Genomic DNA, 26,932 nt, shown 5'->3' with positions numbered 1-26,932 from the left:
GTCGTCCGCAGGGAGCAACGGGCACCAGGCACCGGGGGTTCCCCGCCCGGCCTCGGTCCAGGAGCAGCGCCCACCAGGCCCCCGGGGTTCGGTCCAAGAGCGGCGCCCACCAGGCCCCCGGGGTTCGGTCCAAGAGCGGCGCCCACCAGGGCCCGGGGTTCGGTCCAAGTACAGCGCCCACCAGGCCCCCGGGGTTCCCCGCCCGGACTCAGTCCAAGGGGACCGCCGGCGTCATGTCCTCGTGCCGCTCGACCGGCGCCGCCTTGCCCCGCGGAGCCCTGCTCGCCGGGCTGCCCACGGCCTTCGTCGCCTTGCCGCAGAACGCCGGGTCCAGGGTGCGCAGCATGGTGGTGAGGACGGTGCCGTTGTTGGACGTGTTGGCAACCGCGGCCAGCGTCCGCTTGCCGTCCTTCGAGGCGAACGCGTAGGTGTAGAAGCCCTGCACGGCGCCGGTGTGGCCGTACACCGAGACCCCGCAGGACAGATCGCGGCGGCGCAGTCCCAGGCCGTACGCCTGTCCGGTCCCGGAGGACGGCAACCACTTCTCCATCTGGGCCAGTTGCGCCGCCGAGGTGAGCCGCCCCCGGAGCAGCGCGGACAGGAAGGTGTTCAGGTCCCGGGTGCTGGAGATCAGCGCGCCCGCGCCCTGCGCCCACGACACGGTCTGCTCGGTGGCGTCGACGAGCGGCGCGCCCGCCTGGTCCGGGGTGAGATACCCACGTGCGTACCGGCCCGGGATCTTCGTGCCCGGGTGCACGTAGAACGTGTCGTTCAGCTTCAGCGGCGCGATGATCCGGTTCTGGTACTCGGTGCGCACCGGGTTCCCGGTCAGCTTCTCGACCAGCATCCCGGCGATCACGAAGTTGGTGTTCGAGTACGAGTACACCGCGCCCGGCGCGCTCGTGCGCGGCTTGCGCAGCGAGAGCTTCACCAGCTCCTCGGGGGTGAAGACCCGCTTGCGGACCGCCTCGAACCCCGGGACCGTCCTGGCGAACATGTCGTTGGTGTAGTCGTACAGCCCACTGCGGTGGCCCAGCACCTGCCGCACCGTGATCCGGTCGTCGGGCAGCAGCCCCGGCAGATAGCGGTTGACCGGCGCGTCGAGCGTCAGCTTCTTCTCGTCGACCAGTTGGAGCAGCACCACGGCGGTGAACGTCTTGGTGACACTGCCGATGCGGAACCGGTCGGTGTCGTCCATCGCCCGCGCGCTCCCGCGGTCGGCGACCCCGGCGGCGGCCCGGAACACCGTGCCCCGGTCCTCGACGCGGACCATCGCGCCCGGCGCGCCCTGGGCCAGCGCGGAACGCAACACGCCGCGCAGACCAGCGAGATCCACCGCGGGTCCGGTGGGCGAATCGGCCTGCGCGGGGCTCGCGAGCAGGGGCAGCAGGACCGCCCCGGCCACCGTCCCGACGAGCACTCTCACTGATGTCATCCGGCTCTTCTCCTTGGCTGAGCACAGCAACGGCACAGGCGATTCTGCTTCTTTTATTGACGTCGGAAAAGAATCCCCCTAGGTTCCCGACCATGCGCCCCACCTCCAGCGCCGAGACCTTTCCCGCCAACACCCCAGCCGCCTCGCAGGTGTTCACCGCCGTCCTCTCGCACGGGCCCCTCGCCCGACTGGAGGTGTCCCGGCGTGTCGGACTGTCACCGGCCGCCGTCACCAAGGCGGTCCGCCCCCTCATCGAGGCCGGCTACCTGGTCGAGGGCGCGGACGAGGAGGCCCGTCCCGCCCTCGGCCGGCCCGCCAACCTCGTCCGGGTGGACGGCGGACGGGCCCTGTTCATCGGCGTGAAGGTCACCGGTGACGAGATCATCGGCGTCCTCACCGACCTGTGCTGCCGTGTCCGGGTCGCCCGGCACCTGCCCCTGCCGGACCGTGATCCCCGGACGGTGCTCTCGGGCATCGCGGAACTCGTCGAGCAGCTCCTGGCCGAGACGGACGGCCCCGCGGCCCCCGTCCTGGGCCTGGGCATAGCCGTCTCCGGCGACGTCGACCGGGGCGAGGGCACCGTGCGCTACTCGCCCTTCCTGGAGTGGCGTGACGTGCCGCTCGCCGAACTCGCCGCCATGACCACGGGGTTGCCGGTCACCGTCGACAACGACGTACGCGCCCTGACGGTCGCCGAGCAGTGGTTCGGCGCCGGTGCGGGACTGACCGACTTCGCCGTCGTCACCGTCGGCGCCGGCATCGGCTGCGGACTCGTGGTGCACGGCCGCGTGGTCGCCGGGGCCCATGGAGTAGCCGGCGAGATCGGCCATGTGACGGTCGACCCGGCCGGCCCGCTCTGCCACTGCGGCAACCGCGGCTGCGTCGAGGCGATCGCGGGGGAGGCCGCGATCGTCCGGCAGGTCCACGAGGCCACCGGCGTTCGACTCACCCACCCGGGAGAGGCGTTGGCCCTGGCGCGCGAGGGCGTCGCCGGAGCCCGGGAGGTGTACGCCCGCGCCGGCGAGGCGATCGGCCGGGGGATCGCCACCGTCGCCAACCTCCTCGGCCCCGAACGCGTGATCATCTCCGGCGAGGGACTCGCCGCCTACGACCTGTTCGCCGAGCAGATCCGCGACGCCTTCGTCACGGCCGCGTTCGGCTCCGCCGCCCAGTGCGACGTCCGCACCCGTCCGCTGCCCTTCGAGGAGTGGGCACGCGGGGCCGCCGCCACCGCCATCCAGTCCTTCATCACCCCGGACACGAGCCGATAAGAACCCGCACCCCATTGGAGGTACGACCCATGCGGTCATCCTCGTACTTCGCCATGCCCACGCGAGCCCTGCTGCCCGCCAGAACCCTGCTGGTGCTCGCCCTCACCGCGATCGCCGTCCCCACGGCCCACGCCGCCGACGCTCCCGCGACCAACGCCGCGGACACCCACGCCGTCACCCCCACCACCCCCGCCGCCAAGCCCTACATGGGCTGGTCCAGCTGGAGCATGCAGTCCTCCAAGTACCCCGGCCTCAACCCGGACGGCGACTACAGCTACCTGACCGAGGCCAACGTCCTCAAGCAGACCGACGCCCTCGCCGCCAAGCTGAAGAAGTACGGCTACGAGTACGTCAACATCGACGCCGGCTGGTGGATGGACAAGACCTGGAAGTCCGGCTTCGACGGGTACGGCCGCCAGAAGCCCGACCCCGTCCGCTTCCCCAGCGGCATGAAGGCCGTCGCCGACCGCATCCACGCCAAGGGCCTCAAGGCCGGCATCTACCTCCCGGCCGGCCTGGAGAAGGGAGCCTACGGCGACGGGAAGACGCCGGTGTGGAACGCCGGGGGCTGCACCACCGGCGACATCGTCTACGACGACCTGCGCACCACCAACGGCTGGGACAGCGCCTACAAGCTCGACTTCGCCAAGCCCTGCACCAGCAAGTACATCGATTCCCAGGCCCGGTTGATCGCCGACTGGGGCTACGACTTCCTCAAGCTCGACGGTGTCGGCCCCGGCTCCGGCAAGAGCGGCGACCAGTACGACAACGTTGCCGACGTGGCCGCCTGGCACCGGGCCATAGCGGACACGGGCCGCCCGATCCACCTCGAACTCTCCTGGTCCCTGGACATCGGACACGCCGCCGACTGGAAGAAGTACTCCCAGGGCTGGCGCGTCGACACCGACGTCGAGTGCTACTGCAACACCCTCGTCAGCTGGGAGAACTCGGTCGACGACCGCTGGGACGACACCCCGGCCTGGACCCGGCACGCGGGTCCCGGAGGCTGGAACGACCTCGACTCCCTCGACGTCGGCAACGGACAGATGGACGGCCTCACCAAGGCCGAACGGCAGAGCTACGCCACCCTGTGGGCCATCGCCAAGTCCCCCCTCTACACCGGCGACGACCTCACCCGCCTCGACCCCTACGGCCTCTCCCTGCTGACCAACCGCGAGGTCATCGCCCTGAACCAGGGCCCCAACCCGCCGGCCCACCCGGTCACCCCGTCCGACCCCCAGCAGGTCTGGGCGTCGAAGAACCCCGACGGCACCTACACCGTCGCCCTGTTCAACCTCGCCGACGCCCCCGCCGCCGTCACCGCCGACTGGACCGCCCTCGGCTTCACCGGCAAGGCGTCCGTCCGCGACCTGTGGAACCACGAGAACCTCGGCACCTACCGGAACAAGGTCACCCAGGCCCTGCCCGCCCACGGCTCCCGCCTCTTCACGGTCACCCCGCGCGGCACCGCCCTCACGTACACCGGCTACGAGGCCGAGTCCGCCGCGAACACCCTCGCCGGCAACGCCTCCGTCGCCGACTGCTCCGCCTGCTCGAACGGAAAGAAGGTGGGCAACTTGTACCTCGGCGGCAAGCTGACCTTCAACGACGTGACGGTCGCCAGGGCCGGCACCTACCAGATCAAGATCTCCTACATCAGCGGTGACGCCCGCTCGGTGGACGTCTCGGCCAACGGCGGCGGCGCCACCCGCCACAAGCTCCCCGCCACCGGCGACTGGGGGACCGTCGCGAGCGTGTACGTGCCCGTGACGCTGAGGGCGGGCGCCAACACGATCACCTTCGACAGCGGCACCGACGGCTACGCGCCGGACCTCGACCGGATCGACGTCCCGAAGTCCTGACCGACGTTCCGAAGTCCTGCTCGACGTCCCGAAGTCCTGACCGAGCCACCAGGAGCCGCCATGACCTCTGCCCCTTCCCGACGCGGTGTTCTCGGACTGACCGCCGTGCTCGCCGCCCTGCCGACCTTCCGGGCCACCGCGGCACCCCGCAGACCCGCCGCCGAAGCCGCCCCCGTCGCCGACCCGCGGCACCGGCTCTGGTGGCAGGCCCCCGCCGACGAGCACTCGATGCTCGAACAGGGCCTGCCCGTCGGCAACGGCCGCCTCGGCGCCCTCGCGAGCAACGACCCCGGCCACGAACTGCTCCTCGTCACCGACGCCACGATGTGGACCGGCGGCCTCAACGACACCCTCGACGCCGACGGCCAGTTCCCCTACGGCCGCCAGGACTTCGGCTCCTTCACCCTGCTGGCCCGGCTCACCGTGGACCTCCCCGACCACGACCTGTCCACCGTCTCCGGCTACCGCCGCACCCTCGACCTCGACCGGGGCGTCAACGGCACCTCGTACGTCCGCTCCGGCGTCACCTACCACCGGGAGATCTTCGCCAGCCACCCCGACGACGTCATCGTCCTGCACTTCACCCAGAGCGGGGGAGGCCACTACACCGGCACCATCACACTGGAAGGCACACACGGCGAACAGCCCGCGGTCTCCTTCGGGGCGGCCCTTGCGAACGGACTGCGCTACGGCGCCGCGATCACGGCGTACGGCAGCGGCGGCCGCGTCCGGGTGAACGGCCCGGACATCACCTTCGCCGGGTGCCGGGAGCTGACCGTGGTGCTCAGCGGCGGCACCGACTACGCGCCCGACGCGGCCGCCGGCTTCCGCGCCCCGTCCCTCGACCCCGAACGGCTCGCCCGCACCAAGGTGCAGGCGGCAGCCCGGCACTCGGCGGCCACCCTGCTCCGCACCCACACGGCCGACCACCACGCCCTGTACGGGCGCTTGGGCCTCTCCCTCGGCACCTCCTCCGCCGACCAGCGGGCCCTCGACACCTGGGAGCGACTCCGGGCGCGCGCCCGTGACGGCGTGCCCGACCCCGAACTGGAGGCCCAGTACCTCCAGTTCGGCCGCTACCTGATGATCGCGGGGTCGCGCGGCAGCCTGCCCCTCAACCTCCAGGGACTGTGGCTCGACGGCAACGACCCGGACTGGATGGGCGACTACCACACCGACATCAACCTCCAGATGAACTACTGGGCGGCCGACCGGACCGGCCTCTCCGCGTGCTTCGACGCGTTCACCGACTACTGCGTGGCCCAACTCCCGTCCTGGACCGAGCTCACCCGCAGGCTGTTCAACGACTCCCGCAACCGCTACCGCAACTCGACCGGGAAGAACGCCGGCTGGACGGTCGCCATCTCCACCAACCCGTTCGGTGGCGGCGGCTGGTGGTGGCACCCGGCGGGCAACGCCTGGCTGTGCAACTCCCTCTACGAGCACTACGAGTTCACCGCCTCCCGGGACCATCTGGAGAAGATCTACCCGCTCCTGAAGGGCGCCTGTGAGTTCTGGGAGGCACGGCTGCTGACCATGACCCTGCCCGGCACCGCACGGGAGGTCCTGGTCGCCGACAGCGACTGGTCGCCCGAGCACGGCCCCCTCGACGCCAAGGGCATCACCTACGCCCAGGAACTCGTGTGGACCCTGTTCGGCAACTACTGCACGGCCGCCGCCGAGCTGAAGAAGGACGCGGGGTTCGCCGCCACGATCGCCGGCCTCCGCAAACGCCTCCACCTCCCCGAGGTCAGCCCCACCACCGGCTGGCTGGAGGAGTGGATGTCCCCCGACAACCTCGGCGAGACCACCCACCGCCATCTGTCCCCGCTCGTCGGACTGTTCCCCGGCGACCGCATCCGCCCCGACGGCTCCACCCCGGCCGACCTCGTCGAGGGCGCCACCGCCCTGCTCACCGCCCGCGGCATGGAGAGCTTCGGCTGGGCCAACGCCTGGCGCGCCCTGTGCTGGGCCCGGCTGAAGGACGCGGACAAGGCCTACCGGCTGGTGGCGACCAACCTCCGCCCCTCCACCGGCGGCGGCAACGGCACCGCCTTCAACCTCTTCGACATCTACGAAGTGGAAAAGGGCCGCGGAATCTTTCAGATCGACGCGAATCTGGGTACCCCCGCAGCGATGATCGAGATGCTGCTGTACTCCCGCCCCGGCCACCTGGAACTCCTGCCCGCCCTGCCCGACGCCTGGGCCGCCGCCGGCTCCCTCACCGGAGCGCCGGTCCGCGGCGGATTCGTCGTGGACCTGCACTGGCGTGAGGGGAAGCCGACCGAAGCCCGGATCCGCAGTACCGGCGGCCGCACCACGACGGTCGCCCACGCGGGAAGCACCCGGACGGTGACGCTGAAGCCGGGGACCGCCGTCACCCTGAGGGGATTCGGCCGATGAGGCGCCGGACCGTCCGCCGCGCCCGCCTGCTCGCCGTCACGGTCGCGGCCGCCACGCTCCAGGCCACCCCCGCCCCCGCCGCGGTCGGCCCGCCCGACGGCGTGATCACCTGGGGTGCCAGTGCCTACCGCATCGGCGACTCGACCGCCGACCGCGGCTACCGCATGGTCGTGCACACCAGCGCCGGCGGCCGCGACCCGCGCGTGCGGCTCTCCAACGCCTTCGGCGACCGCCCGGTGACCTTCGACAGCGTCTACGCCGGCCTCCAGCTGAAGGGAGCCGACCTGGTGCACGGCAGCAACCGCCGGCTCACCTTCGACGGCGAGGCCTCCACGGTCGTGGAACCCGGCTCCACCGTGTACAGCGACCCGCTGCCGGGCAGCCTGCCCGCCGGCTCGGACCTGGTCGTCAGCCTCCACACCCCGGACGCGGCCGGCCCGGTCACCGGCCACGGCATGGCCCTTCAGACCTCGTACGCCACCCAGGGCGACCACACCGCCGAGGAGAGCGGCGCGCACTGGACCGACACCATCGGGTCCTGGTTCTACCTCGACGCCGTCTCGGTGCGCACGCCCGGCGCCACCGGTGCGGTGGCCGCCCTCGGCGACTCCATCACCGACGGCTGGCACTCCACCGGCGACCGGAACCGCCGCTGGCCCGACTACCTCGCCCGCCGCCTCCAGAAGGCGCACACCACCGTCAAGGGCGTGGCCGACGAGGGGATCTCCAGCAACAAGGTGCTGGCCGACGGCGGCGGGCCCAGCGCCCTGAACCGGCTCGACCGGGACGTGCTGTCCCAGCCGGGCGTACGCACCGTGTTCCTCTTCGAGGGCGTCAACGACCTCAAGGCCCACAGCGGCGTCACGGCACAGGACCTCGTCGGCGGCTACCGCCAGATTGTCGACCGGGCCCACGACGCCGGAAAATGCGTCGTCGTCTCCACCATCGCCCCCTTCAAGGGCTGGTCCGAGTGGGACCCGCCCGCCGAGGCCGTACGGCAGCAGGTCAACGACTTCATCCGGGGCCACCGGGAGGAGTTCGACGGCGTCACCGACTTCGACCGGGTCCTGCGCAGCCCCTACGACCCCGAGCGGATGCTCCCGTTCCTCGACGGCGGGGACCACATCCATCCCAACGACAAGGGAATGCAGGCCATGGCGGACTCCGTCGACCTCAACTCCCTGGAATGCGACCGCCGTTAGTCCCGGACCGTCGTCTCCGGGACGATCAGTCCCTGCCGGTAGGCGACCGCCACGGCCTCGGTGCGGCTCGCCGCGCCCAGCTTGGCGAGGATGTTGGAGACATGGACGCTGGCCGTCTTGCCGGTGATGAACAGCTCCTCGCCGATCTGCCGGTTGCTGCGCCCCCGGGCGAGCAACCGCAGCACGTCCTGCTCACGCGCCGTGAGCAGCGACGCGCCGGGGGCCGGGGCCTCGGCCAGCCGGCCGCGCCGGATCAGCTCGTCCACCCGATCCAGCAGCACCTTGGCGCCCAGCCGCGCGAACACCTCACGAGCGGCCAGCGCCTCGGCAGCGGCCTCCGCACGCCGGTCGGCCGCGAGCAGCGCCTCCGCGTACCACAGCCGGCAGCGCGCCGGTTCGTACACGTCACCGAAGTCGAACGCGGCGACCGCCTTCGCCCAGGCCTCGGGATCGGGCCCCGACACGGCCCGCGTCCACTCCGCCTCGGCCCGCGCCAGCCACGCCTGGCCTTCCGGACCCTGCGGTACCCCACCGTGCACGGCGAGAGCCCTGGCCGACTCCACCAGCTCGCTCGCGGTCTCCGCCCACCGGCGCGCCCCTTCCTGGTCTCCCTTGAGACGAAGGTCGGCGGCCCGGTCGGCGACCGCGGACAGGGCGAGGGCCGCCAGCCGGACGGTGACGTGGGGACGTGTTCCGGCGTCGTCGGTGAGGACGTCGACCGTGGACCGCATCCGCTCCACAGCGGCCTCCGCGTCGCCTTGCAGCGCCGCCGCCTCGGTGAGCGCGATGCCCGCGACCAGCGCGGCCATCCAGTCGAACGGCCCCTCCAACAGGCTCCGAGCCCGGTCGGCGGCCCTGAAGTCACCGCGCGCGAGCGCCACATAGAGCGCGGGCCCGACCCGGTACCCGCCGGCCGCGGGCAGCACCTGCGCATCGTCGGCCGCCGCGCGGACACAGTCGTCCCAGCGGCCCAGCGTGTACAGCACCAGCAGCTGGAGATAGCGCATCTCCATCGGGTACGGCGACGACAGCAGCCCGGCCCGACGGGCGCGGTCCAGTCCCTCCGTGATCCAGGGCAGGGACTCCTCGAGGTGCCCGGACTCGTAGGTGCCGACGGCGAGGTTGAACAGCGCGCGCATCTCCACCGGGGCGTTGCCGGAGCTGCGCGCCAGGTCCCGCGCCCGCCGCAGCCGCTCCCGCCCCTCCACCGAGCGACGGCCGTCGCCCTCGATGACCGCCAGGGAGATCAGCAGATCCGCCTGGGCGTCGGCCACGTCCAGCTCCTCCGCCCTGCTCAGGGCCTGCCGGGCGACCCGCCGCGCGGTCTCGTTCTCCCCGACATGGCGGGCGGCCAGCACATGCGTCGCCGCCGCCCACACCCAGGTACGGGACGGCGGCTCGGCGGGGATCATGGCGAGCGCCTCGCTGCTGTAGGCGAAGGCGGCGGTGAGGTTGTCGACGCTCATCAGATTGCCGGCGAGGGTGTACCGCACCCGGGCGGCGAGTTCGGAGTCCGCCTCCTGGCCGGCACCGGCGAGCGCGGCCCGCGTGAGCGAGACGGCCCGGTGCAGTTCTCCGGTGTGCGCGGCGGCGGCCGAGGCCCGCAGCATCAACCGGACCCGGTCCACCCCCTCGCCGGTGGGCCGCGCCGACGGCTCCACCGCCGACCACAGATCGAGGGCCGCCTCCAGATGCCGTAGCTCCTCGGCGGGCGCCCCCACCCGCTGGGCGTGGTCCGCCGCCTCCAGCGAGGCGGCGAGCGCGGACGCCAGGTCATGGCTCTCCCGGTAGTGGTGGGCCCGCTCCGCCGCGCTCTCGGCCCGCGGTCCGCGCCCTTCGATCAGCCGGGCGAACGCCCCGTGCAACCGCGCCCGCTCACCCGGCAGCAGATCGGCGTACACGGCCTCCCGGGCCAGGGCGTGCCGGAACGCGTACGTGTCCCCGGCACCCGGCACCAGCAGCTGCCGTCCGATGGCCTCCCGCAGCGCCCCCTCCAGCTCCTCCTCCGGCAGTCCCACGGCGTCCCGCAGCAGGTCGTGCTCGACGCGCCGCCCGGCCACGGCGGCGGTGCGCAGCACCTGCTGAGCGGTGTCGGACAGCTGCTCGAAGCGGATCAGCAGCACATCGGCGAGCCCGCTGGGCACTCCGCCGTCCCCGCTCCCGGTCGCGGCGAGCAGTTCCTCGGCGTAGAAGGCGTTGCCCTCGGCCCGCTCGACGATCCGCCGCACGGTGGTGTCGGACAGCGGCCCCTCCCGCAGGGACCGCACCAGCCGGGCCACCTCGGCGTCCGGCATCGGCCGCAGCTCCAGCCGCTCCACGGCGGGCAGCCGCACCAGCTCGGCGAGCAGCGGCCGCAACGGATGCCGCCGGTGCAGGTCGTCGGCGCGGTAGGAGGCGAGCACGGCCAGCCGATGCGTGGGCGCCCCGCCCGCCGACCGCTGGAGGATCCCCCGGCTGAGCAGGAACCGCAGCAGATCCCGCGAGGACTGATCGGCCCAGTGCAGGTCCTCCAGGACCAGGAGCAGGGGAGCGAGGTCCGCGAGATCGGCGAGCAGCCCGGCGATCCCCTCGAACAACCGCAGCCGGTCACCGGCCTCGTCGCCGGGACCGCCCCCCATGAGCCGCTCCACCACGGGATACGCACCGAGCACCGGCGCGAACCGCTCGTCCTGAGCAACCGCCCCCAACACCTCGGTGAACGGCAGATACGGCAACCCGACGTCCCCGAGATCAACACAGTGCCCGGTGACCACGGTCATTCCGTCGGCAGTGGCCTGCCCCGTCACCTCGTTCAGCAGCCGCGTTTTACCGACCCCGGCATCCCCGGCGAGGAGCACGGCCCGCGCCTCCCCGCCCCGGACCCGGTCCAGCACCCCGGAGAGCCGGTCGAGTTCGTCTTCGCGCCCGATGAGAGGCGTACTGCTGGAGATCTGCGACACAAGAACATCCTGGCACTCGGCACTGACAGCGCGTCGACCCACCTAGGGGCGCGGGGAACTGCGCGACCAGCCACGACGCACCCGCAGCCGCCATCGGACAGACGGCCCCGGGCTCATCTGCGCAACGTCCGAGCCCAATCAGCCGGAACCCTCCCCTCAGGCCCCGGAGACGGTTGCGACCGAGGGTGACTCTCCGGCGCCGCCAACTGCGGCCCTGCCTCGAACATCTCCTCCGTCTCGAAGTTCCAGAACCACTCCTCACCCGGCTCGAAGCTCCGCGCCAGCGGATGCCCGGTCTCCCGGAAGTGCCCACTCGCGTGCTGACCGGGAGAGGAGTCGCAGCACCCCACATGCCCGCACTGCGCACACCGCCGCAGATGGAACCACCATCCGCCCGCCGCGTCGCACTCCACGCACCCGTCCCCGCTCGGCGGCACGCTCGGGTCGATCCCCTTGATGTCGGTCACTGAGGCTCCTCGGTGGTGTCGTCGGGGTCCACGGCGGTCAGCGGAAGCAGCACCTGGAAGCGGGTGTCACCCGGCGTCGACTCCACCTGGAGCGTCCCGTGGTGCTTGTTGACCACGATCCGCCAGGAGATGTCGAGCCCGAGCCCCGTCCCCTCACCGACCGGCTTGGTGGTGAAGAAGGGGTCGAAGATCCGCCCGCGGATGTCCGCCGGCACCCCCGGCCCGGTGTCCCGGAACTCCACCAGCAGCCGGTCGTGCTCCAGTGCGGTCCGGACGGTCAACGTCCCTTCCCCGCCTACGCTGTTGATGGCCTGCACCGCGTTGTCGATCAGGTTCGTCCAGACCTGGTTGAGCTCGGCGGGGTAGGCGGGGATCCTCGGCAGTGTCCGGTCGTACTCCTTGACGACCTTGATCTGCTGCCCGATCTTCCCGGACAGCATCAGCAGGGTGCTGTCGAGGAGTTCGTGGACGTCGGCCACCTGGTAGGGCGCCCGGTCCAGCTGGGAGTACTGCTTGGCCGCGTCGACGAGATGTGAGATGCGGGCCGTGGAGTCGTTGATCTCGTCCATCAACAGCTCGGTCTCGACGGTGTAGTTGAGCCAGCCGATCGCGTTCGGCAGCATCTCCTCGTCGAGGGCGGCCGCGACCTGGTCCAGCCAGTCGACGTCCAGCCCGGCCTGCACGAAGGTTGGCGCGATCCGCCAGCCGTCCTGGATGCCGTGGTCGTCGAGCCAGTCACCGAGCGCGTCCTCCCGGTCGGAGGCCTCCAGCGGGCTCAACGTCGGCGCTTTGGCGACGCGTTCGGCCGTGCGCTCCTGGATGTCGATGAGGTTCGCCATCACCTCGGGGCTGTACGAGCCCTGGGCGATGATGCCGAGCTTGTGGCGCATCTTGCCCACCCGCTCGCGCAGGGTCGCGGTCGCTCGCACGGCCGCCGCGGCGGGGTTGTTGAGCTCATGGGTCAGTCCGGCCGACAGGGAACCGAGCGCCAGCAGCCGCTCCCGCTGCCCGATGGCCCGCTGGGTGTTCTTCGAACCGAAGAACAGCCCCTCCAGCAGGTGCACGGCCATCGGGAACCATTCCTGCATGAAGTCCGAGAACGTCTCCGCGGGCAGCACGAAGAACCGCGAAGGCTCCGTGACCCGCATGGAGTTGTTGTAGGTCTGCTGCACCCGGTCGCCCAGGTACGCCTGCATGGACCCCGAGTACACCCCGCGCTGCGAGGTGCGGCTGACCTCCACGTCGTCGCCGCCGACCCGGCGGGAGAGCACGACCGTGCCCTCGATCATCACGTAGAAGCAGGTGGCCGGTTCACCCTCGGTGTACACCGGACCGGGCTCGAACCTCTCGACCCGCCCCGCCGCGCACAACTGCCCCAGTTGCTCGGGGGACAGCTTCTCGAACAGGAACAGCGACCCGATCTCCCCGGGGCTGCACGGCATCAACTGCCCGCTCACGACTGCTCCAGATACCGGTGGACGAGCATCACGGCCATGGCTCCCTCTCCGACGGCGGACGCGACCCGCTTCGCGGACTCGGCGCGCGCGTCGCCCGCGACGAACACGCCCGGAATGTTGGTCTCCAGGTGGTACGGCGGCCGGTCCAGCTCCCAGTCCGCCGGCGGTCGCCCGTCCGGGGTGAGGTCCGGCCCGGCCAGGATGAACCCGTGCTCGTCGCGCAGCACCGTGCCGTCCAGCCAGCCGGTCAGCGGGGCCGCTCCGATGAACACGAACATCCACTGCGCGTCGACGCGTTCGGTCTCGCCGGTCCGGGTGTCGCGCAGGGTGAGCTGTTCCAGGTGGTCGGAGCCGTGCGCGGACTCGACGACGGTGTGCGCGCGGACCGAGATGTTGGGGGCGTCCTCGATCTGCTGGATCAGGTAGTACGACATCGACGCGGCGAGGTCGGGGCCGCGCACCAGCAGGGTCACCGACTTGGCGCCCCGGGACAGGTACATGGCCGCCTGCCCGGCCGAGTTGGCGCCGCCGACGATGTAGATGTCCTGGCCCTGGCAGGAGGCCGCCTCGGTCAGCGCCGAGCCGTAGTACACCCCGCAGCCGGTCAGGTCGGTGCAGCCGGGCGCCTCCAGCTGCCGGTAGGAGACACCGGTCGCCAGGATCACGCTGTGCGCGGCCACCGCCGACCCGTCCGTGAAGCGCACGGTACGGGCCGCGCCGTTGATCTCCAGGCCCGCCACCTCACGGGCGGTGAGGATCTCGGCGCCGAACTTGGTGGCCTGGCGCCGGGCTCGGTCGGTGAGCTGGCCGCCGGACACGCCGTCGGGGAAGCCGAGGTAGTTCTCGATCCGGGAGCTCTGGCCGGCCTGCCCGCCGGTCGCCGAGCGCTCCACGAGTACGGTCCGCAGCCCCTCCGAGGCCCCGTACACCGCGGCTCCGAGCCCGGCCGGGCCGCCTCCGATGACGACGAGGTCGTAGAAGTCGGCGGTGGGGGTCGTGGCCAGGCCGACATGGGCGGCCAGGTCGGGCGCCTCCGGCTTGACCAGGGGGGTGCCGTCCGGGGTGATGACCACCGGCAGCCGCTGCCCGTCCTGGCCCGCGGCGGTCAGCAGCCGCTGCCCCTCGGGCTCGTCGGTGGAGTACCAGCGGTAGGGCACCTGGTTGCGGGCCAGGAACTCCCGGACGTCCGAGGAGCGCGCCGACCAGCGGTGTCCGATCACCTTGGTGGCCGGGACGGGCCGGTAGTCGCTGGACCGCCACGCCTCCAGGAGGTCGTCGAGGACCGGGTAGAGCTTCTCCTCGGGCGGGTCCCAGGGCTTGAGGAGGTAGTGGTCGAGGTCGACGACGTTGATCGCGTCGATCGCCGCGTTGGTGTCCGCGTACGCCGTCAGCAGCACGCGGCGGGCCCCCGGATACACGTCCAGGGCCTGTTCCAGGAACTCGATGCCGTTCATCTGCGGCATGCGGTAGTCGGCCAGGATCACCGCCACGAGGTCGCCGCGCAGCTTCAGCTCCCGCAGCGCCTCCAGCGCGGACTCGCCGGACTCCGCGCGCACGATCCGGTACGACTCGCCGTAGCGCCGCCGCAGGTCGCGGGCGACGGCACGGGAGACCCCCGGGTCGTCGTCCACGGTCAGGATGACGGTCCGCGCCGATTCGGCGGCCTGTGCCATACGTCTCCCCACCCCGGGCGGTCCGTGGGGGCACGGCGCCCCCCGGGTCACCGGCCCGGTCCCGCCCATCGTATGTTCGATCGCCCGGCTTCGCGCCGGGATGACGGACCCTGCCGGGGTCAGGCTCGGCGCCGGCCCGGCACGCGGAAGCGTGGGTCGGGCCCGGCGCCGCCCGGGACGCGGAAAGGGCGTCAGGTCCGGCGCTCGCCCAGCACGCAGAACTCGTTGCCCTCGGGGTCCAGGAGCGTCACCCACGACTGCTCGCCCTGCCCGATGTCCGCGTGCCGTGCGCCCAGGGCCAGGAAGCGGGCGACCTCGGCCTCGTGGTCGTCGGGCCGGAAGTCGAGGTGGAGCCGGTTCTTGACGGTCTTCGCCTCCGGCACCGGCACGAACAGCAGCCCCGGGATCCGGTCCTTCTCGGGACGGATCTCGAACTCGTCGGGGGAGTCCTCGACCACCACCCAGCCCAGCGCCTCCGCCCACCAGCGCCCGAGCGCCGCGGGGTCGGCGGAGTCCACGATCACTTGCTCCCATTCCAAGGTCATTCCGGCAGCGTAGTGAAGACTGGGGTTCCACGTCACCGCGATAAAAGGAGGCCACCCCATGCCCGGCCCGATCACCGCAGGCATCGACGGAACCGAGGAGAGCCTCGCCGCACTGGGCTGGGCCGCCCGGGAGGCGGTCCGGCGGGGCACGGGGCTGCGGGTGGTGCACGCCTGGCGGTTCCAGGCGTACGAGGGGATCGACGCCGGCGACCGGGACACGCAGGCGAACTGGGCGCGGGACGCGATGGCCGAGGCCGTGCGGGCCGTCACGGGGCGGCACACCGGTCTTGAGGTGGACACCGACCTGGTGGAGGGCGGCAGCGTGGACGTGCTGGTCGCCGCCGCGGCCGACTCCGAACTGCTGGTCCTCGGCTCCCGCGGGTACGGCCCCGTGGTCGGCTTCCTGCTGGGCTCGGTCGGCCGGCAGGTGATCGCCGAGGCGACCCGGCCCGTCGTCCTGGTCCGCGCCGGCGACCAGGGCACCGCGGAGGCCGCGGGACACGAGATCGTCGTCGGTCAGGAGGGCGACCCGGAGGACAGCGCCGAGACCCTGCGGTTCGCCTTCGAGACGGCGGCCGCCCGGGGAGCCACGGTCCGTGCCGTGCGGGCCTGGACCCTGCCGCCGGTGTTCGCCTACAGCCCCGGCTCGCTCAAACTGCTCGACGAGGCCGGCGGCTTGGAGCCGTACGAGAAGAAGGCCCTGGCCACCGCGCTCCAGCCGTGGCGGGAGCGCTTCTCCGACGTGCCGGTCGCCGAGCACGTGGAGATGGGCAGCGCCGGTCAGGTGCTGCTGTCGATGTCGGCACGGGCGCAGCTGATGGTCGTCGGCCGCCGGGCCCGCCGTACCGCCGTCGGCGCCCGCATCGGCTCGGTGGCGCACGGCGTGCTGCACCACGCGGACTGCCCGGTGGCGGTGGTGCCGCACACCTGAGTCACTCGGCGGTGGCGGGGGTGGGCTGGAGCGTCTCACGGGCCTTGGGGAGGATGTTCGTGATGTAGTCCTCGACGGCCGTGTCGAGCCCGATGTCGTGCTGGGCCCGCTCGGACAGGTACCAGCGGTGTTCGAGCAGCTCGTGGTAGATCTCGGCCGGGTCCATCGAGCCGCGCATCTCCGGTGGCACGGCCCGCACGGTCGGCCGGAAGACGTCCCGTACCCAGCGGTGCGCGAGCACCTCCGGGCGGGCGCCGAGGGGGTCGCCCGGGGCGTAGTCGTCCTGGGTGGCCATCCAGCTCTCCAGGTCGTTGAGCAGCCGCCGGGCCTGGTTCTCCTCGGTGTCCAGGCCGGTCAGGCGCAGCAGCTGGCGCTGGTGGTGGCCGGCGTCCACGACCTTCGGCACGAACGTGACCGAGTCCCCGTTCGGGGCGTGCTCGATCTGCATCTCGGCCACGTCGAAGCCGAGGTCGTTCAGCCGCCGGATCCGGCGCTCGATGAAGTGGTACTTGCCCGCCGGGTACACCGACCTGCGGGTCAGCTCGTCCCACAGGCTGCCGTAGCGCGAGCAGATCTCCATGCCGAACTCGATGGCGTCCACGGAGGGGTGCAGCGCCCCCGAGGCCTCCAGGTCGAGCAGCTCGCCGCTGATGTTGACGCGGGCGAGGTCCAGGTCGTAGTCCCGCTGCCCGGGGCTGAGCTGCGGATGCAGGTCACCCGTCTCGGCGTCCACCAGGTAGGCGGCGTAGGCGCCCGCGTCGCGCCGGAACAGGGTGTTGGACAGGGAGCAGTCGCCCCAGGCGAACCCGGCCAGGTGCAGCCGGACCAGCAGGACGGCCAGGGCGTCCATCAGGCGGTGCATGGTGGCGGGCCGCATGGTCGTCTCGAACATCGAGCGGTACGGCATCGAGCCGCCCAGGTGCCGGGTGACCAGCACCGACTCCAGGGGCGCGTCGTCGGCGTCGGTGCGCCCGGTGACCACGGCCAGCGGGTCGACGGCGGGGATGGCAAGCCGGTCCAGGTCGCGCAGCAGCTCGTACTCGCGCAGCGCCGGGCGCTCGGCCAGTTCCTTGACGGCGATGACCTCGTCGCCGGCGCGCGCGTAACGCACCACGTGCCGGGATATTCCGCGCGGCAGCGGGACCAGGACCTCCTCCGGCCACTCCTCCAGCGGCAGGTGCCAGGGCAGTTCCAGCAGGAGCGCGGGGTGCTCCGGGTTCGTCGCGCTGATCTGCAGTGCCATGGTGCGGTGTCCTTGTCCGGCCGGTGATCGTCACCTCACCTTAGAGCGCGCGGTCCCGCGCCTGAAGTGCCGCTTCACGGACCGGACCGCGGTGGAGCGGACCGTGCCCGGGAAGCAGTGCGTCGCCCTCCAGCCCGGCGAGGACGTCCAGGGAGGCCACGGCACGCGCGCGTTCGTGGTGGAACATGTCCGGCAGCAGCTGGGGCCCTTTGACCCGGGACGTGGCGTGGCCGCTCACCAGGGCGTCGCCGGAGATCAGCACCCCCCGCTCGGGAAGGTGGAAGGCGCAGTGCCCGTCGGTGTGGCCCGGCGTGTGCACGGGCACCGGACGGCCGGGCAGGTCCAGGGCGCCCTCGGCCGGGAACGGCTGCGGGGAGGCGACCGGCACATGGGCGGTGCCGCCCACACGGATCGCGTGTACCGCCCACGGCAGCACACCGGGCCGCCAGCCGTTCTTCAGGACCGTCCCCACGGACACCTGGTGCAGGAAGTCCCGCCGTGCGTGGGGCACTTCGGCCTCGTGCAGATAGACCGGCGTGCCGTAGGCGGTGCGCAGGTACTCGGCGGAGCCCAGGTGGTCGTTGTGGGCGTGCGTGACGAGGACGGCGGTGACCGCCTCCGGTGAACTGCCCACCTCGGTCAGGGAGGCGAGCAGCTGCTCCCGGTCGCCCGGGTAGCCGGTGTCGACGAGCGTGGCGGAGCTTCCCTCGGTCAGGATCACCCAGTTGGTGTTGCTGCCGTGCACCAGATAGGTGCCGTCCGCGACTTGCTGCACGCCCGCGCTCATGATCGCCCCGCCCGCTGAGTACCTGCCCGACGGCACACAGCAAAGCAGACGCTCAGCCGATCCGGAGCGCCGGGTACCGGTCCTCCAGCGCTCAACTTCCCCTGCACTTCCGGCATGTGCTTTCGGCGGGACGGGCTCGGGCATCGGGACCTGCGCGCACAGGGCCCCGCCCGTCCGGCTCGCCGCGGGACGGGGCTGCCTCCGGCACCGTCCGCCGGAGGCAGCCCCCGCGTGCCCCGAAGCGGCCGCCTCTCCGCCTCAGTGCACGCCGTGCGGGCGGAACTGGATGCTGATCCGCGGTCCCGTCGCGCGCGTGGTCTTCGGTACCGAGTGCTCCCAGGTGCGCTGGCAGGAGCCGCCCATCACGATCAGGTCGCCGTGGCCCAGCGGCCGCCGTACCGTCTCGCCGCCGCCACGCGCCGGCCGCAGCAGCAGGTCGCGCGGCGCGCCCACGGAGAGGATCGCGACCATGGTGTCGTAGCGGCCGCCCCGCCCGCCCCGGTCGCCGTGCCAGGCGACGGAGTCCCGGCCGTCCCGGTAGTAGCAGAGCCCGGCCGTGGTGAACGGCTCGCCGAGTTCGTCGGCGTAGTGAGCGGTGAGCGCCGCCCGCGCCTCCTCCAGCACGGGGTGCGGCAGGGCGTCGTCCGCGCGGTAGAAGGCCAGCAGCCGCGGTACGTCGACGACGTGGTCGTACATCGTGCGGCGCTCCGCCCGCCAGGGCACCTCGTCGGCCAGCTGTTCGAACAGGGTGTCGGAGCCGGTGAGCCAGCCGGGCAGTACGTCGATCCAGGCGCCGAGACCCAGCACGGTACGGCGGATCCCGTCGAGGGAGCCGAGCCGGAGCTGGTCGGTCTGGTCGAAGAGGGAGCCCTGGAGGTGCGCGGTCATGGATCCAGCGTACTCCTGATTCGAAAATCTGTTCCAATGGGATCCGTCGAGATGTTCGGCCTTCCCAGGCGCTCGCCTCTTTCGATACATCGGTGTATCGGATACATTCATGTATCGAATGGAGGCGGACATGGCGGTGGAAGAGACGGCCAGGCGTGTGACCAAGCGCCGGGTCCGCACCCGTGCCAACCTCCTCGACGCGGCCTTCGCGGTCTTCGCCGCCAAGGGCTTCGGCCGGGTGTCGATCGAGGAGGTCTGCGAGGCCGCCGGCTACAGCCGGGGCGCCTTCTACTCGAACTTCGACAGCCTCGACGAGCTCTTCTTCGCGCTCTACCAGCAGCGCGCCGAGCTGATCGCGGAACAGGTCGCCGGAGCCCTCGCCCTCGACGGACCGGGACTCGACGTGCCGGCCGCCGTCGACCGGGTGACCGAGGTGCTGCTCCTGGACCGGGACTGGCTGCTGGTCAAGACCGACTTCCTGGTCCACGCGGCCCGCGCCCCCGAGGTCGCCCGCACCCTGCTCGAACACCGGGCGCGGCTCCGGCGGGCGATCGCCGACCGGCTGGCACGCACGCGTGGGGAAGCCGCACTGCCCGCCGTGCTGGTCGACGCGGAGGGGGCCGCCCACGCCGTGGTCGCCGCCTACGACGGGGTCACCGTCCAACTGCTGCTGGACGGGGACCTGGAGCGGGCCCGCGCCTGGCTCAGGCAACTGCTCACCGCGCTGCTCACCGACGGCAGCGACACCACCGTATGAGGGAAGGGACGGTCGCCATGGATGCCGACGTCATCGTCGTCGGAGCGGGGCTCGCGGGCCTGGTCGCCGCGCACGAACTCACCAGCCGCGGCAAGCGGGTCGCACTGGTCGACCAGGAGAACGCCGCCAACCTCGGCGGCCAGGCCTTCTGGTCCTTCGGCGGGCTCTTCCTCGTCGACTCCCCGGAACAGCGCCGCCTCGGCATCAAGGACTCCTTCGACCTCGCCTGGAGCGACTGGCAGGGCAGTGCCGGGTTCGACCGCGTCGACGACGAGGACTCCTGGGCGGTGCGCTGGGCGCGCGCCTACGTCGAGTTCGCGGCGGGGGAGAAGCGGTCCTGGCTGGAGGGGCACGGCATCAAGTTCCTGCCCACCGTCGGCTGGGCCGAGCGCGGCGACCTGACCGCGCACGGCCACGGCAACTCCGTGCCGCGCTTCCACATCGCCTGGGGCACCGGCACCGGTGTCGTCGAGCCGTTCGTCGGCTACGCCAAACAGGCCGCCCGTGACGGACTGTTGACCTTCTACCACCGCCACCAGGTCGACGAGCTGGTCATCGAGGACGGCACCGCGCGAGGCGTGCGCGGGACGGTTCTCGCCCAGGACGACTCCGCGCGCGGGGTGGCCTCCAACCGCGACCCGATCGGCGACTTCGAACTCACCGCCCAGGCCGTCGTCGTCACCACCGGCGGCATCGGCGCCAACCACGACATCGTCCGCCGCTACTGGCCCGAACGGCTCGGCACCCCGCCCGCCGAGATGGTCACCGGCGTGCCCGCCTACGTCGACGGCCGGATGCTCGACATCAGCGCGGACGCAGGGGTCCGCCTGGTCAACCGCGACCGCATGTGGCACTACACCGAGGGCATCCAGAACTGGGACCCCATCTGGCCCGGCCACGGCATCCGCATCCTGCCCGGCCCGTCCTCGATGTGGTTCGACGCCCTCGGCCGCCGGCTGCCCGACCCGTGTCTGCCCGGCTACGACACCCTCGGCACCCTCCGGCACCTGCGCACCACCGAGGACATCGCGGAGCACGGCCACTCCTGGTTCATCCTCACCCAGAAGATCATCGAGAAGGAGTTCGCGCTCTCCGGCTCCGAGCAGAACCCCGACATCACCGCCAAGGACCGCGCGGGCTTCCTCAAGGAGCGTGTCCTCGGCAAGGGCGCGCCCGGGCCGGTCGACGCGTTCCTGCGCAAGGGCGCGGACTTCGTGACCGCCCCGAACCTGGAGCAGCTGGTCGAGAAGATGAACGGCCTCACGGACAAGGCCCTCCTGGACGCCGCCTCGATCCGCCGCCAGATCGAGGCCCGCGACCTCCAGATCGCCAACTCCTACAGCAAGGACGCCCAGGTGCAGGGCATCCGCAACGCCCGCCGCTACATCGGCGACCGTCTCGGCCGGGTCGCCACCCCGCACCGCATCCTCGACCCCGCGGCGGGCCCCCTGATCGGCGTCAAGCTGCACATCCTGACCCGCAAGACCCTCGGCGGCATCCAGACCGACCTCGACTCCCGCGCCCTGGGCACCGACGGCAAGCCGCTCGAAGGCCTCTACGCGGCGGGCGAGGTGGCCGGCTTCGGCGGCGGCGGCGTCCACGGCTACAACGCCCTGGAGGGCACCTTCCTCGGCGGCTGCCTCTTCTCCGGCCGCGCGGCGGGCCGGGCGGCCGCGAAGCAGGTCGGCTAGGGCTGGGGGCAGGCGAGCCGGTGAGCCGGTGAGCGGGGTCCGGCCCACCGGGGCGGGCTAGGACCCCAACAGCCCGGCCAGGACCGTGGCGTGGCTCTGTTCCGGTGTCTTCGACGCCGTCAGCAGGGTCATGTCGCCCTGGTGCGCCAACTCCCTCAGCCCGTCGAGGGACTCGACGGCCTCGGGTGCGGCCAGCTCCGCCTCGTACCGCTCGGCGAACTCCTCGTAGGAACCCTCGCCCGCGTGGTACCAGCGGCGCAGCTCGGTGGACGGGGTGAGCGCCTTCGGCCATGCGTCCACGCGGGCCGCGTCCTTCGACAGGCCGCGCGGCCACAGCCGGTCCACCAGGACGCGGACGCCGTCCTCCGGCTCGGGCGGGTCGTAGACACGGCGGACGCGCACGCTCACGGCAGGCCTCTCGACGAAGTGCTGGGTGTGCCGCGAGCGTACTGTCCGACCTGCCGCGACTTGACCTGATCATGGGTGAGTCGCATCGCGCCCGGCCTTTAGGGTGAGGCGACCATTCGCCCCCCATCTGTAGGAGCGCACGTGCCGAAGGCCGCCAGACGCACCTTCGTCCTCGTCACCACCCCCGTCGCCCTCGTGGCCCTGATCGGCGCCGCGGCACCCGCGGCGACGGGTTCCAAGGGAGTGGGAGACCCCTACTTCCCCCTCGCCGGCAACGGCGGATACCACGTCGAGCACTACGACCTGACCCTCGGTTACGACCCCGGCACCCGGCACCTCGACGGCAAGGCGGTCCTCACGGCCCGCGCCACCCAGCGCCTGACCCGCTTCGACCTCGACTTCAAGGGACTGACGGTCACCGGTCTGACGGTCGGTCACGCCAAGGCCGCCTTCCGCCGCGACGGACAGGAACTCGTCGTCACCCCGAGGCGCGCCCTGAGCAAGGGCGAGCGCTTCTCCGTGACGGTCACCTACAAGGGCAAGCCGGGCCCCGTCAAGGACCCGGACGGCTCGCTCGACGGGTGGATCCCCACCGACGACGGCGCCTTCGTCGCCGGGGAGCCGCAGGGCGCGATGACCTGGTTCCCGGCGAACAACCACCCCAAGGACAAGTCGTCGTACGACTTCACAATCACCGTCCCCAAGGGGCGCACCGCGGTCGCCAACGGCGTGCTGCGCTCCCAGCGGACCACGCACGGGAAGACCACGTTCCGCTGGCGCCAGAGCGAGCCCATGGCCGCCTACCTGGCCACCGCGACCGTCGGGAAGTTCAAGGTCGAGCAGTTCACCACCCGCGACGGCATCCGCGTCTACAACGCCGTCGACGCGCGCGAGGCGGCCGCCGCGGCCCCCGTCCTCAAGAAGCTGCCCTCCGTTCTGGAATGGGAGAGCAAGCTCTTCGGGCGCTACCCCTTCCGCGCCGCCGGCTCGATCGTGGACCACGCCCCGAACGTCGGCTACGCGCTGGAGACCCAGTCCCGTCCCGTCTACGACCGGGCGCCCGACCTGAGCACCCTCGTCCACGAGAACGCCCACCAGTGGTTCGGCGACTCCGTGTCGCTGACCTCGTGGAAGGACATCTGGCTCAACGAGGGCTTCGCGACCTACGCGGAGTGGCTGTACGCCGAGCAGCACGGCGGGGACAGCGCGCAGAAGGCCTTCGACGACCTCTACGCGAAGCCCGCGAGCGACGAGCTGTGGGAGTTCCCGCCCGGCGATCCCGGCAGCGGCGGCAACATCTTCGGCACCCCCGTCTACGCCCGCGGCGCCATGACCCTGCACGTGCTGCGCACGACCGTGGGCGACCGGGCGTTCTTCGGGATCCTGCGCGCCTGGGCGGGCGGACACCGGGACGGCCACGGCACCACCGCACAGTTCGAGCGACTGGCGGAGAAGGTCTCGGGGAAGAAGCTGGACGGACTGTTCAAGACCTGGCTCTACACCCCGGGCAAGCCGAACCGGCCCTAGAACCCGCCGAACCGGCCCTGGAACCCGCCGAACCGGCCCTGGAACCTGCCGAACCGGCCCTGGAACCTGACGAGTTTCTTACAACTCTCCGTCAGAGTCGCATCATGATCACACGCAGAACCCATGTGGCCCTGCTCGCCGCATCCCTTCTTCTGACCGGATGCGGCGGCGGTGCCCTGGCCAGTACGGAGGGCGCGCCCGCGCCCGCACGCGAGACTCCGGAGCCGGTGCCCACGCCCTCTCCGGAGATCTCCGTCGAGGTGGCTCCCCAGCAGATACCCGGCCTCGGCCCGAAGACCTGGGCGAAGGTACCGGCCGACGCCCGGCAGGCCGTCGTCGTCACCGGAGAGGGCCCCGACTCCTCGGACTCGACCGTGGTCCTCTTCCAGCGCACCGAGGCGGGCTGGCGGGCCGGCGAGAGCTGGCCCGCGCACAACGCCCTCAAGGGCTGGACCGACCACCACCTCGCGGGCGACCTGCGCTCACCGATCGGCGTCTACACCCTCACCGACGCCGGAGGACTGCTGAGGAACCCCGGCACGAAGCTGCCGTACGACCGCTCCGGCAGCTTCACCGCACCCGGCACCGGCTTCGAGGGCGAGCCGCTGGCCGGGTCGTTCGACTACGTGATCGCCATCGACTACAACCGGCGGCCCGGCACCTCGCCCCTGGACTGGACCCGCCCGATGGGCGCGGGCCGCGGTGGCGGGATCTGGCTCCACGTCGACCACGGCGGCCCCACCCACGGCTGTGTGAGCGTCTCCGAGGAGCACATGAAGGAACTGCTCCGCACCCTGGACCCCGGCCTGCATCCCGTGGTCGTGATGGGCGACGGCCCGTCCCTGGCCCGCTGAAGCGCTTAGGATCCGCCGGGTGTGCGCACATGTGCTGGTCGCCGAGGACGACGAGATGCAGGCCGAACTCATACGGCGGTCCCTGCTCGCGGAGGGTCACACCGCCACCGTGGTCCACGACGGGCGGGCCGCCCTGGACGCGGCCCGGCGGACTGCTCCCGACCTCGTCGTCCTGGACCTGATGCTGCCCGTGATCGACGGCTTCGGAGTGTGCCGGGTGCTGCGCCGGGACGCGGACATCCCCGTGGTGATGCTCACCGCCCGGTCCGCCGAGGACGACGTCCTGCTGGGCCTGGAACTGGGCGCCGACGACTACATGACCAAGCCGTACAGCCCGCGTGAGCTGATGGCCCGCATCCGGACCGTCCTCAGACGCAGCGGCCGGGGCGTGGACGCCGGACCGCGCGAGGACCCCGTCGTGCGCGCCGGTGACCTCGCCGTCGACCCCGTACGGCACGAGGTCCACTGCGACGGGACGCCGGTGGAGTGCACGCCGGCCGAGTTCGAGATCCTGCTCGCCATGGCCGCCGAGCCCGAACGGGTCTTCTCGCGGCGGCAGTTGCTGGAGGTGACCCGGGGCACCGACCGGGCCTCCACCGAACGGGCCGTGGACGTGCACATCATGAACCTGCGCCGCAAGATCGAGGCCGATCCGCGCCGCCCGGCCCGGCTGCTCACGGTGTTCGGCGTCGGCTACAAGCTGAGCGGCGGCCGCGGATGACCCCCTGGCGCAGGCGGCGGGCGAGCGTCCGGATACCCCTGCACAAACGGCTGCTGGTGCGATTGCTGATCACGTCCGGGCTCATCGCCGTGTGCTCGGTGGCCGCGACGGCCTGGCTGGCCGTGGCCACCACCACCCAGGCCCTGCGCGAGGAACAGGGCCAGGCGCTCGCCGACGACATGGAGGTCCTCGCCGACCTCAGCGGGTACGCGGCCACCCATCCCGATTGGAGTGGTGTCGCCGCCACCGTGCGGAGACTGTCCGAGCGGACCGGCCGGCGTATCGCCCTGACCACCTCCGACCGCCGGCTCATCGCCGACTCGGCACCGCGCGGGACGTCCCTGCCGCCGAGCGCGGCCGCCGCCGTGGACCCGCTGCACACCGACACCTACAGCGAGCGCGGCGCCCAGATCCCCGGCATCGACCCGCGAGCGGTGGGCCCGTACCGCCTCCCCGAGAAGGAACGCGTCACGGTCGCCGCCCTGGCCCGCAAACGCCAACTGTGCTTCTCCCGGCACGGTCTGGAGACCCGACTGAAGCGGACCCCCAGCGGGCGGACGGAGCTCACCGACCCGGACAGCGGCTCCACGCCCGACTACGTACCCGACGCCTGCGCCGACGGACTCCTCAACACCCCCACCCCGACGGAGGAGAAGGCGACCGAAGCGCTCAAGGGGCTGGCCCACGACTGCCTTGCCAAGGTCGGACTGAGCGGTGGGATGGCCGTGCCGGTCGGGAGCGAACTGGGCGGGCTGGACGCGCGCGACCCCCTGTCCGGGAAACTGGGCGACAAGGAGAGGCGCCTGGCCCAGCCCTGCGTCGACGAGGCCCGCCGCACCCAGCTCGACCCCTATGTGGCACCCGTGGCCGAACTCTTCCTCGGCACCGGGGACACCCCCGCCGTGCTCTTCGACATGTCCCCGGGCAACAAGGCCAAGGTCGTCGGCACCGCCGCCCTGGTGCTCGCCGTCACCGTCGCCGCGACCGCCCTGGTTGCCGGCCGGCTGGTACGGCCGCTGCGGGCGCTCACCGCGGCGGCCCAGCAACCGCCCGAACTCCACGTACGGGTGCCGGTCACCACCCGGGACGAGACCGGCATCCTCGCCGCAGCCTTCAACGACCTGACCGAACGCCGTGAGCGCCTCGAGGCCCAGCGCAAGGCGATGGTCAGCGACATCGCCCACGAACTGCGCAGTCCGCTCACCAACATCCGCGGCTGGCTGGAGGTCACCCGGGACGGTGTCGTCGAACCCGACCCGGCGCTGCTCGCTTCCCTGCACGAGGAGTCGCTCGTCCTCCAGCGCGTCATCGACGACCTCCAGGACCTCGCGGCCGCCGACGCCGGCACGCTGCGTCTGCACCGCGAGCCGGTGCGCTGCGACGAACTGCTCCAGCAGGTGGCGGCGGCCCACCGGGTCGCCGCCCGGGTGGAGGTGCGCACCCGGGCCGAGGACGCGCTGTGGCTTGACGCCGACCCCGTGCGGATGCGGCAGGCGCTCGGCAACCTGGTCTCCAACGCGCTGCGGCACACCCCGCCCGACGGCACGGTCACCCTGTCCGCGCGCCGGGACGGCGACGAGGTCGTGCTGGCGGTCGCCGACACCGGCTCGGGCATCGCACCCGAGGACCTGCCGCACGTCTTCGACCGGTTCTGGCGCGCGGAGAAGTCCCGCAGCCGCCGTACCGGAGGCTCCGGGCTCGGTCTGCCCATCGTCCGCCATCTGGTCGCCGCCCACGGCGGCACGGTCGACGCGGCGAGCGAGCCCGGCAAGGGCAGTGTCTTCACGCTGCGGCTGCCTGGCGGCCCGACCCCCTAGCGAGATCCCCGATTTCCTCCGTGGCCTGCGGGTACTCCGTAGAACCGCGAGACA

The 26,932-nt window shown here is 72.1% G+C and carries 21 protein-coding genes; 11 read left to right on the top strand and 10 right to left on the bottom strand.

Annotation, left to right across the window (positions count from 1 at the left end):
• Positions 1 to 208: 208 nt before the first annotated feature.
• A complete protein-coding gene (locus tag AQJ54_RS29105; protein WP_062242174.1) occupies positions 209 to 1,435 on the bottom strand; it encodes a serine hydrolase domain-containing protein in 1,227 nt (408 codons plus the stop codon).
• A gap of 92 nt (positions 1,436 to 1,527) precedes the next feature.
• On the opposite strand from AQJ54_RS29105, the gene AQJ54_RS29100 reads away from it, so the two are divergent.
• The 4 genes from AQJ54_RS29100 to AQJ54_RS29085 are packed head-to-tail and all read left to right on the top strand — an operon-like array spanning position 1,528 to position 8,173.
• Positions 1,528 to 2,706: an ROK family transcriptional regulator gene (locus AQJ54_RS29100; RefSeq protein ID WP_062242172.1), complete on the top strand. Its 1,179-nt coding sequence runs from the start codon at positions 1,528 to 1,530 to the stop codon at positions 2,704 to 2,706.
• Between the two features lie 29 nt (positions 2,707 to 2,735).
• Positions 2,736 to 4,568: an alpha-galactosidase D gene (locus AQJ54_RS29095; protein WP_062242169.1), complete on the top strand. Its 1,833-nt coding sequence runs from the start codon at positions 2,736 to 2,738 to the stop codon at positions 4,566 to 4,568.
• A 60-nt stretch (positions 4,569 to 4,628) separates the two neighbouring features.
• The gene (locus AQJ54_RS29090; protein WP_062242167.1) at positions 4,629 to 6,971 is read left to right on the top strand and encodes a glycosyl hydrolase family 95 catalytic domain-containing protein; all 2,343 of its coding nucleotides are present in this window, start codon (positions 4,629 to 4,631) and stop codon (positions 6,969 to 6,971) included.
• On the top strand, positions 6,968 to 8,173 hold the full coding sequence (locus AQJ54_RS29085; RefSeq protein WP_062242165.1) for an SGNH/GDSL hydrolase family protein: 1,206 nt from the start codon (positions 6,968 to 6,970) through the stop codon (positions 8,171 to 8,173). The genes AQJ54_RS29090 and AQJ54_RS29085 overlap by 4 nt, the downstream gene beginning before the upstream one ends.
• Here AQJ54_RS29085 and AQJ54_RS29080 read toward each other — a convergent pair.
• From AQJ54_RS29080 to AQJ54_RS29060, 5 genes are all read right to left on the bottom strand, one after another.
• Entirely contained in the window at positions 8,170 to 11,112 is a 2,943-nt protein-coding gene (locus AQJ54_RS29080) for a helix-turn-helix transcriptional regulator (protein ID WP_062242163.1), read from the bottom strand. The genes AQJ54_RS29085 and AQJ54_RS29080 overlap by 4 nt on opposite strands.
• Before the next feature lie 113 nt (positions 11,113 to 11,225).
• Positions 11,226 to 11,579: a UBP-type zinc finger domain-containing protein gene (locus AQJ54_RS29075; RefSeq protein WP_062032207.1), complete on the bottom strand. Its 354-nt coding sequence runs from the start codon at positions 11,577 to 11,579 to the stop codon at positions 11,226 to 11,228.
• Positions 11,576 to 13,036: an ATP-binding protein gene (locus AQJ54_RS29070; RefSeq protein ID WP_062032209.1), complete on the bottom strand. Its 1,461-nt coding sequence runs from the start codon at positions 13,034 to 13,036 to the stop codon at positions 11,576 to 11,578. Before AQJ54_RS29070 ends, AQJ54_RS29075 begins: the two co-directional genes overlap by 4 nt.
• On the bottom strand, positions 13,033 to 14,709 hold the full coding sequence (locus tag AQJ54_RS29065) for an NAD(P)/FAD-dependent oxidoreductase (protein ID WP_062242161.1): 1,677 nt from the start codon (positions 14,707 to 14,709) through the stop codon (positions 13,033 to 13,035). The genes AQJ54_RS29070 and AQJ54_RS29065 overlap by 4 nt, the downstream gene beginning before the upstream one ends.
• A 191-nt stretch (positions 14,710 to 14,900) precedes the next feature.
• Positions 14,901 to 15,254 (bottom strand): VOC family protein, encoded by a 354-nt coding sequence (locus AQJ54_RS29060; protein WP_062030496.1) that lies wholly within the window; start codon positions 15,252 to 15,254, stop codon positions 14,901 to 14,903.
• 58 nt (positions 15,255 to 15,312) lie between these two features.
• On the opposite strand from AQJ54_RS29060, the gene AQJ54_RS29055 reads away from it, so the two are divergent.
• Positions 15,313 to 16,185, top strand: a complete 873-nt coding sequence (locus AQJ54_RS29055; RefSeq protein ID WP_062242159.1) for a universal stress protein — start codon at positions 15,313 to 15,315, stop codon at positions 16,183 to 16,185.
• Between the two features lies 1 nt (position 16,186).
• Here AQJ54_RS29055 and AQJ54_RS29050 read toward each other — a convergent pair whose 3' ends face one another.
• The 3 genes from AQJ54_RS29050 to AQJ54_RS29040 form a co-directional block, all read right to left on the bottom strand.
• Positions 16,187 to 17,428: a DUF4032 domain-containing protein gene (locus AQJ54_RS29050; protein ID WP_062030499.1), complete on the bottom strand. Its 1,242-nt coding sequence runs from the start codon at positions 17,426 to 17,428 to the stop codon at positions 16,187 to 16,189.
• A 40-nt stretch (positions 17,429 to 17,468) separates the two neighbouring features.
• Positions 17,469 to 18,215, bottom strand: coding sequence for an MBL fold metallo-hydrolase (locus AQJ54_RS29045; RefSeq protein WP_062030501.1), 747 nt, complete (start codon positions 18,213 to 18,215; stop codon positions 17,469 to 17,471).
• A gap of 258 nt (positions 18,216 to 18,473) precedes the next feature.
• Positions 18,474 to 19,103 carry an alpha-ketoglutarate-dependent dioxygenase AlkB gene (locus tag AQJ54_RS29040; protein ID WP_062242158.1) on the bottom strand — a complete coding sequence of 210 codons (630 nt, stop codon included), beginning with the start codon at positions 19,101 to 19,103 and terminating at the stop codon, positions 18,474 to 18,476.
• 130 nt (positions 19,104 to 19,233) lie between these two features.
• Between AQJ54_RS29040 and AQJ54_RS29035 the strand changes: the two genes are divergently transcribed.
• Both AQJ54_RS29035 and AQJ54_RS29030 read left to right on the top strand, forming a co-directional pair.
• A complete protein-coding gene (locus tag AQJ54_RS29035; RefSeq protein WP_062031064.1) occupies positions 19,234 to 19,860 on the top strand; it encodes a TetR/AcrR family transcriptional regulator in 627 nt (208 codons plus the stop codon).
• A 17-nt stretch (positions 19,861 to 19,877) separates the two neighbouring features.
• Positions 19,878 to 21,551 (top strand): FAD-binding dehydrogenase, encoded by a 1,674-nt coding sequence (locus AQJ54_RS29030; RefSeq protein WP_062242156.1) that lies wholly within the window; start codon positions 19,878 to 19,880, stop codon positions 21,549 to 21,551.
• 57 nt (positions 21,552 to 21,608) lie between these two features.
• Here AQJ54_RS29030 and AQJ54_RS29025 read toward each other — a convergent pair whose 3' ends face one another.
• Positions 21,609 to 21,959: a DUF488 domain-containing protein gene (locus AQJ54_RS29025; protein WP_062030507.1), complete on the bottom strand. Its 351-nt coding sequence runs from the start codon at positions 21,957 to 21,959 to the stop codon at positions 21,609 to 21,611.
• Positions 21,960 to 22,100: 141 nt separating this feature from the next.
• Here AQJ54_RS29025 and AQJ54_RS29020 point away from each other — a divergent pair, with 141 nt between their 5' ends.
• From AQJ54_RS29020 to AQJ54_RS29005, 4 genes are all read left to right on the top strand, one after another.
• A complete protein-coding gene (locus tag AQJ54_RS29020; protein WP_062242154.1) occupies positions 22,101 to 23,486 on the top strand; it encodes a M1 family metallopeptidase in 1,386 nt (461 codons plus the stop codon).
• A gap of 104 nt (positions 23,487 to 23,590) precedes the next feature.
• Positions 23,591 to 24,340 (top strand): L,D-transpeptidase family protein, encoded by a 750-nt coding sequence (locus AQJ54_RS29015; RefSeq protein ID WP_062242152.1) that lies wholly within the window; start codon positions 23,591 to 23,593, stop codon positions 24,338 to 24,340.
• Between the two features lie 19 nt (positions 24,341 to 24,359).
• Positions 24,360 to 25,061, top strand: coding sequence for a response regulator transcription factor (locus AQJ54_RS29010; protein WP_062242150.1), 702 nt, complete (start codon positions 24,360 to 24,362; stop codon positions 25,059 to 25,061).
• Positions 25,058 to 26,878, top strand: coding sequence for a sensor histidine kinase (locus AQJ54_RS29005; RefSeq protein WP_062242148.1), 1,821 nt, complete (start codon positions 25,058 to 25,060; stop codon positions 26,876 to 26,878). Before AQJ54_RS29010 ends, AQJ54_RS29005 begins: the two co-directional genes overlap by 4 nt.
• The last annotated feature ends 54 nt before the right edge of the window (positions 26,879 to 26,932 follow it).

The sequence above is a fragment of the Streptomyces griseorubiginosus genome (genome assembly GCF_001514195.1).
Classification (GTDB): Bacteria; Actinomycetota; Actinomycetes; order Streptomycetales; family Streptomycetaceae; genus Streptomyces; species Streptomyces griseorubiginosus.
Note: the sequence above shows the minus strand (reverse complement) of the source record. Positions and strands in the feature narration are given on the sequence as shown.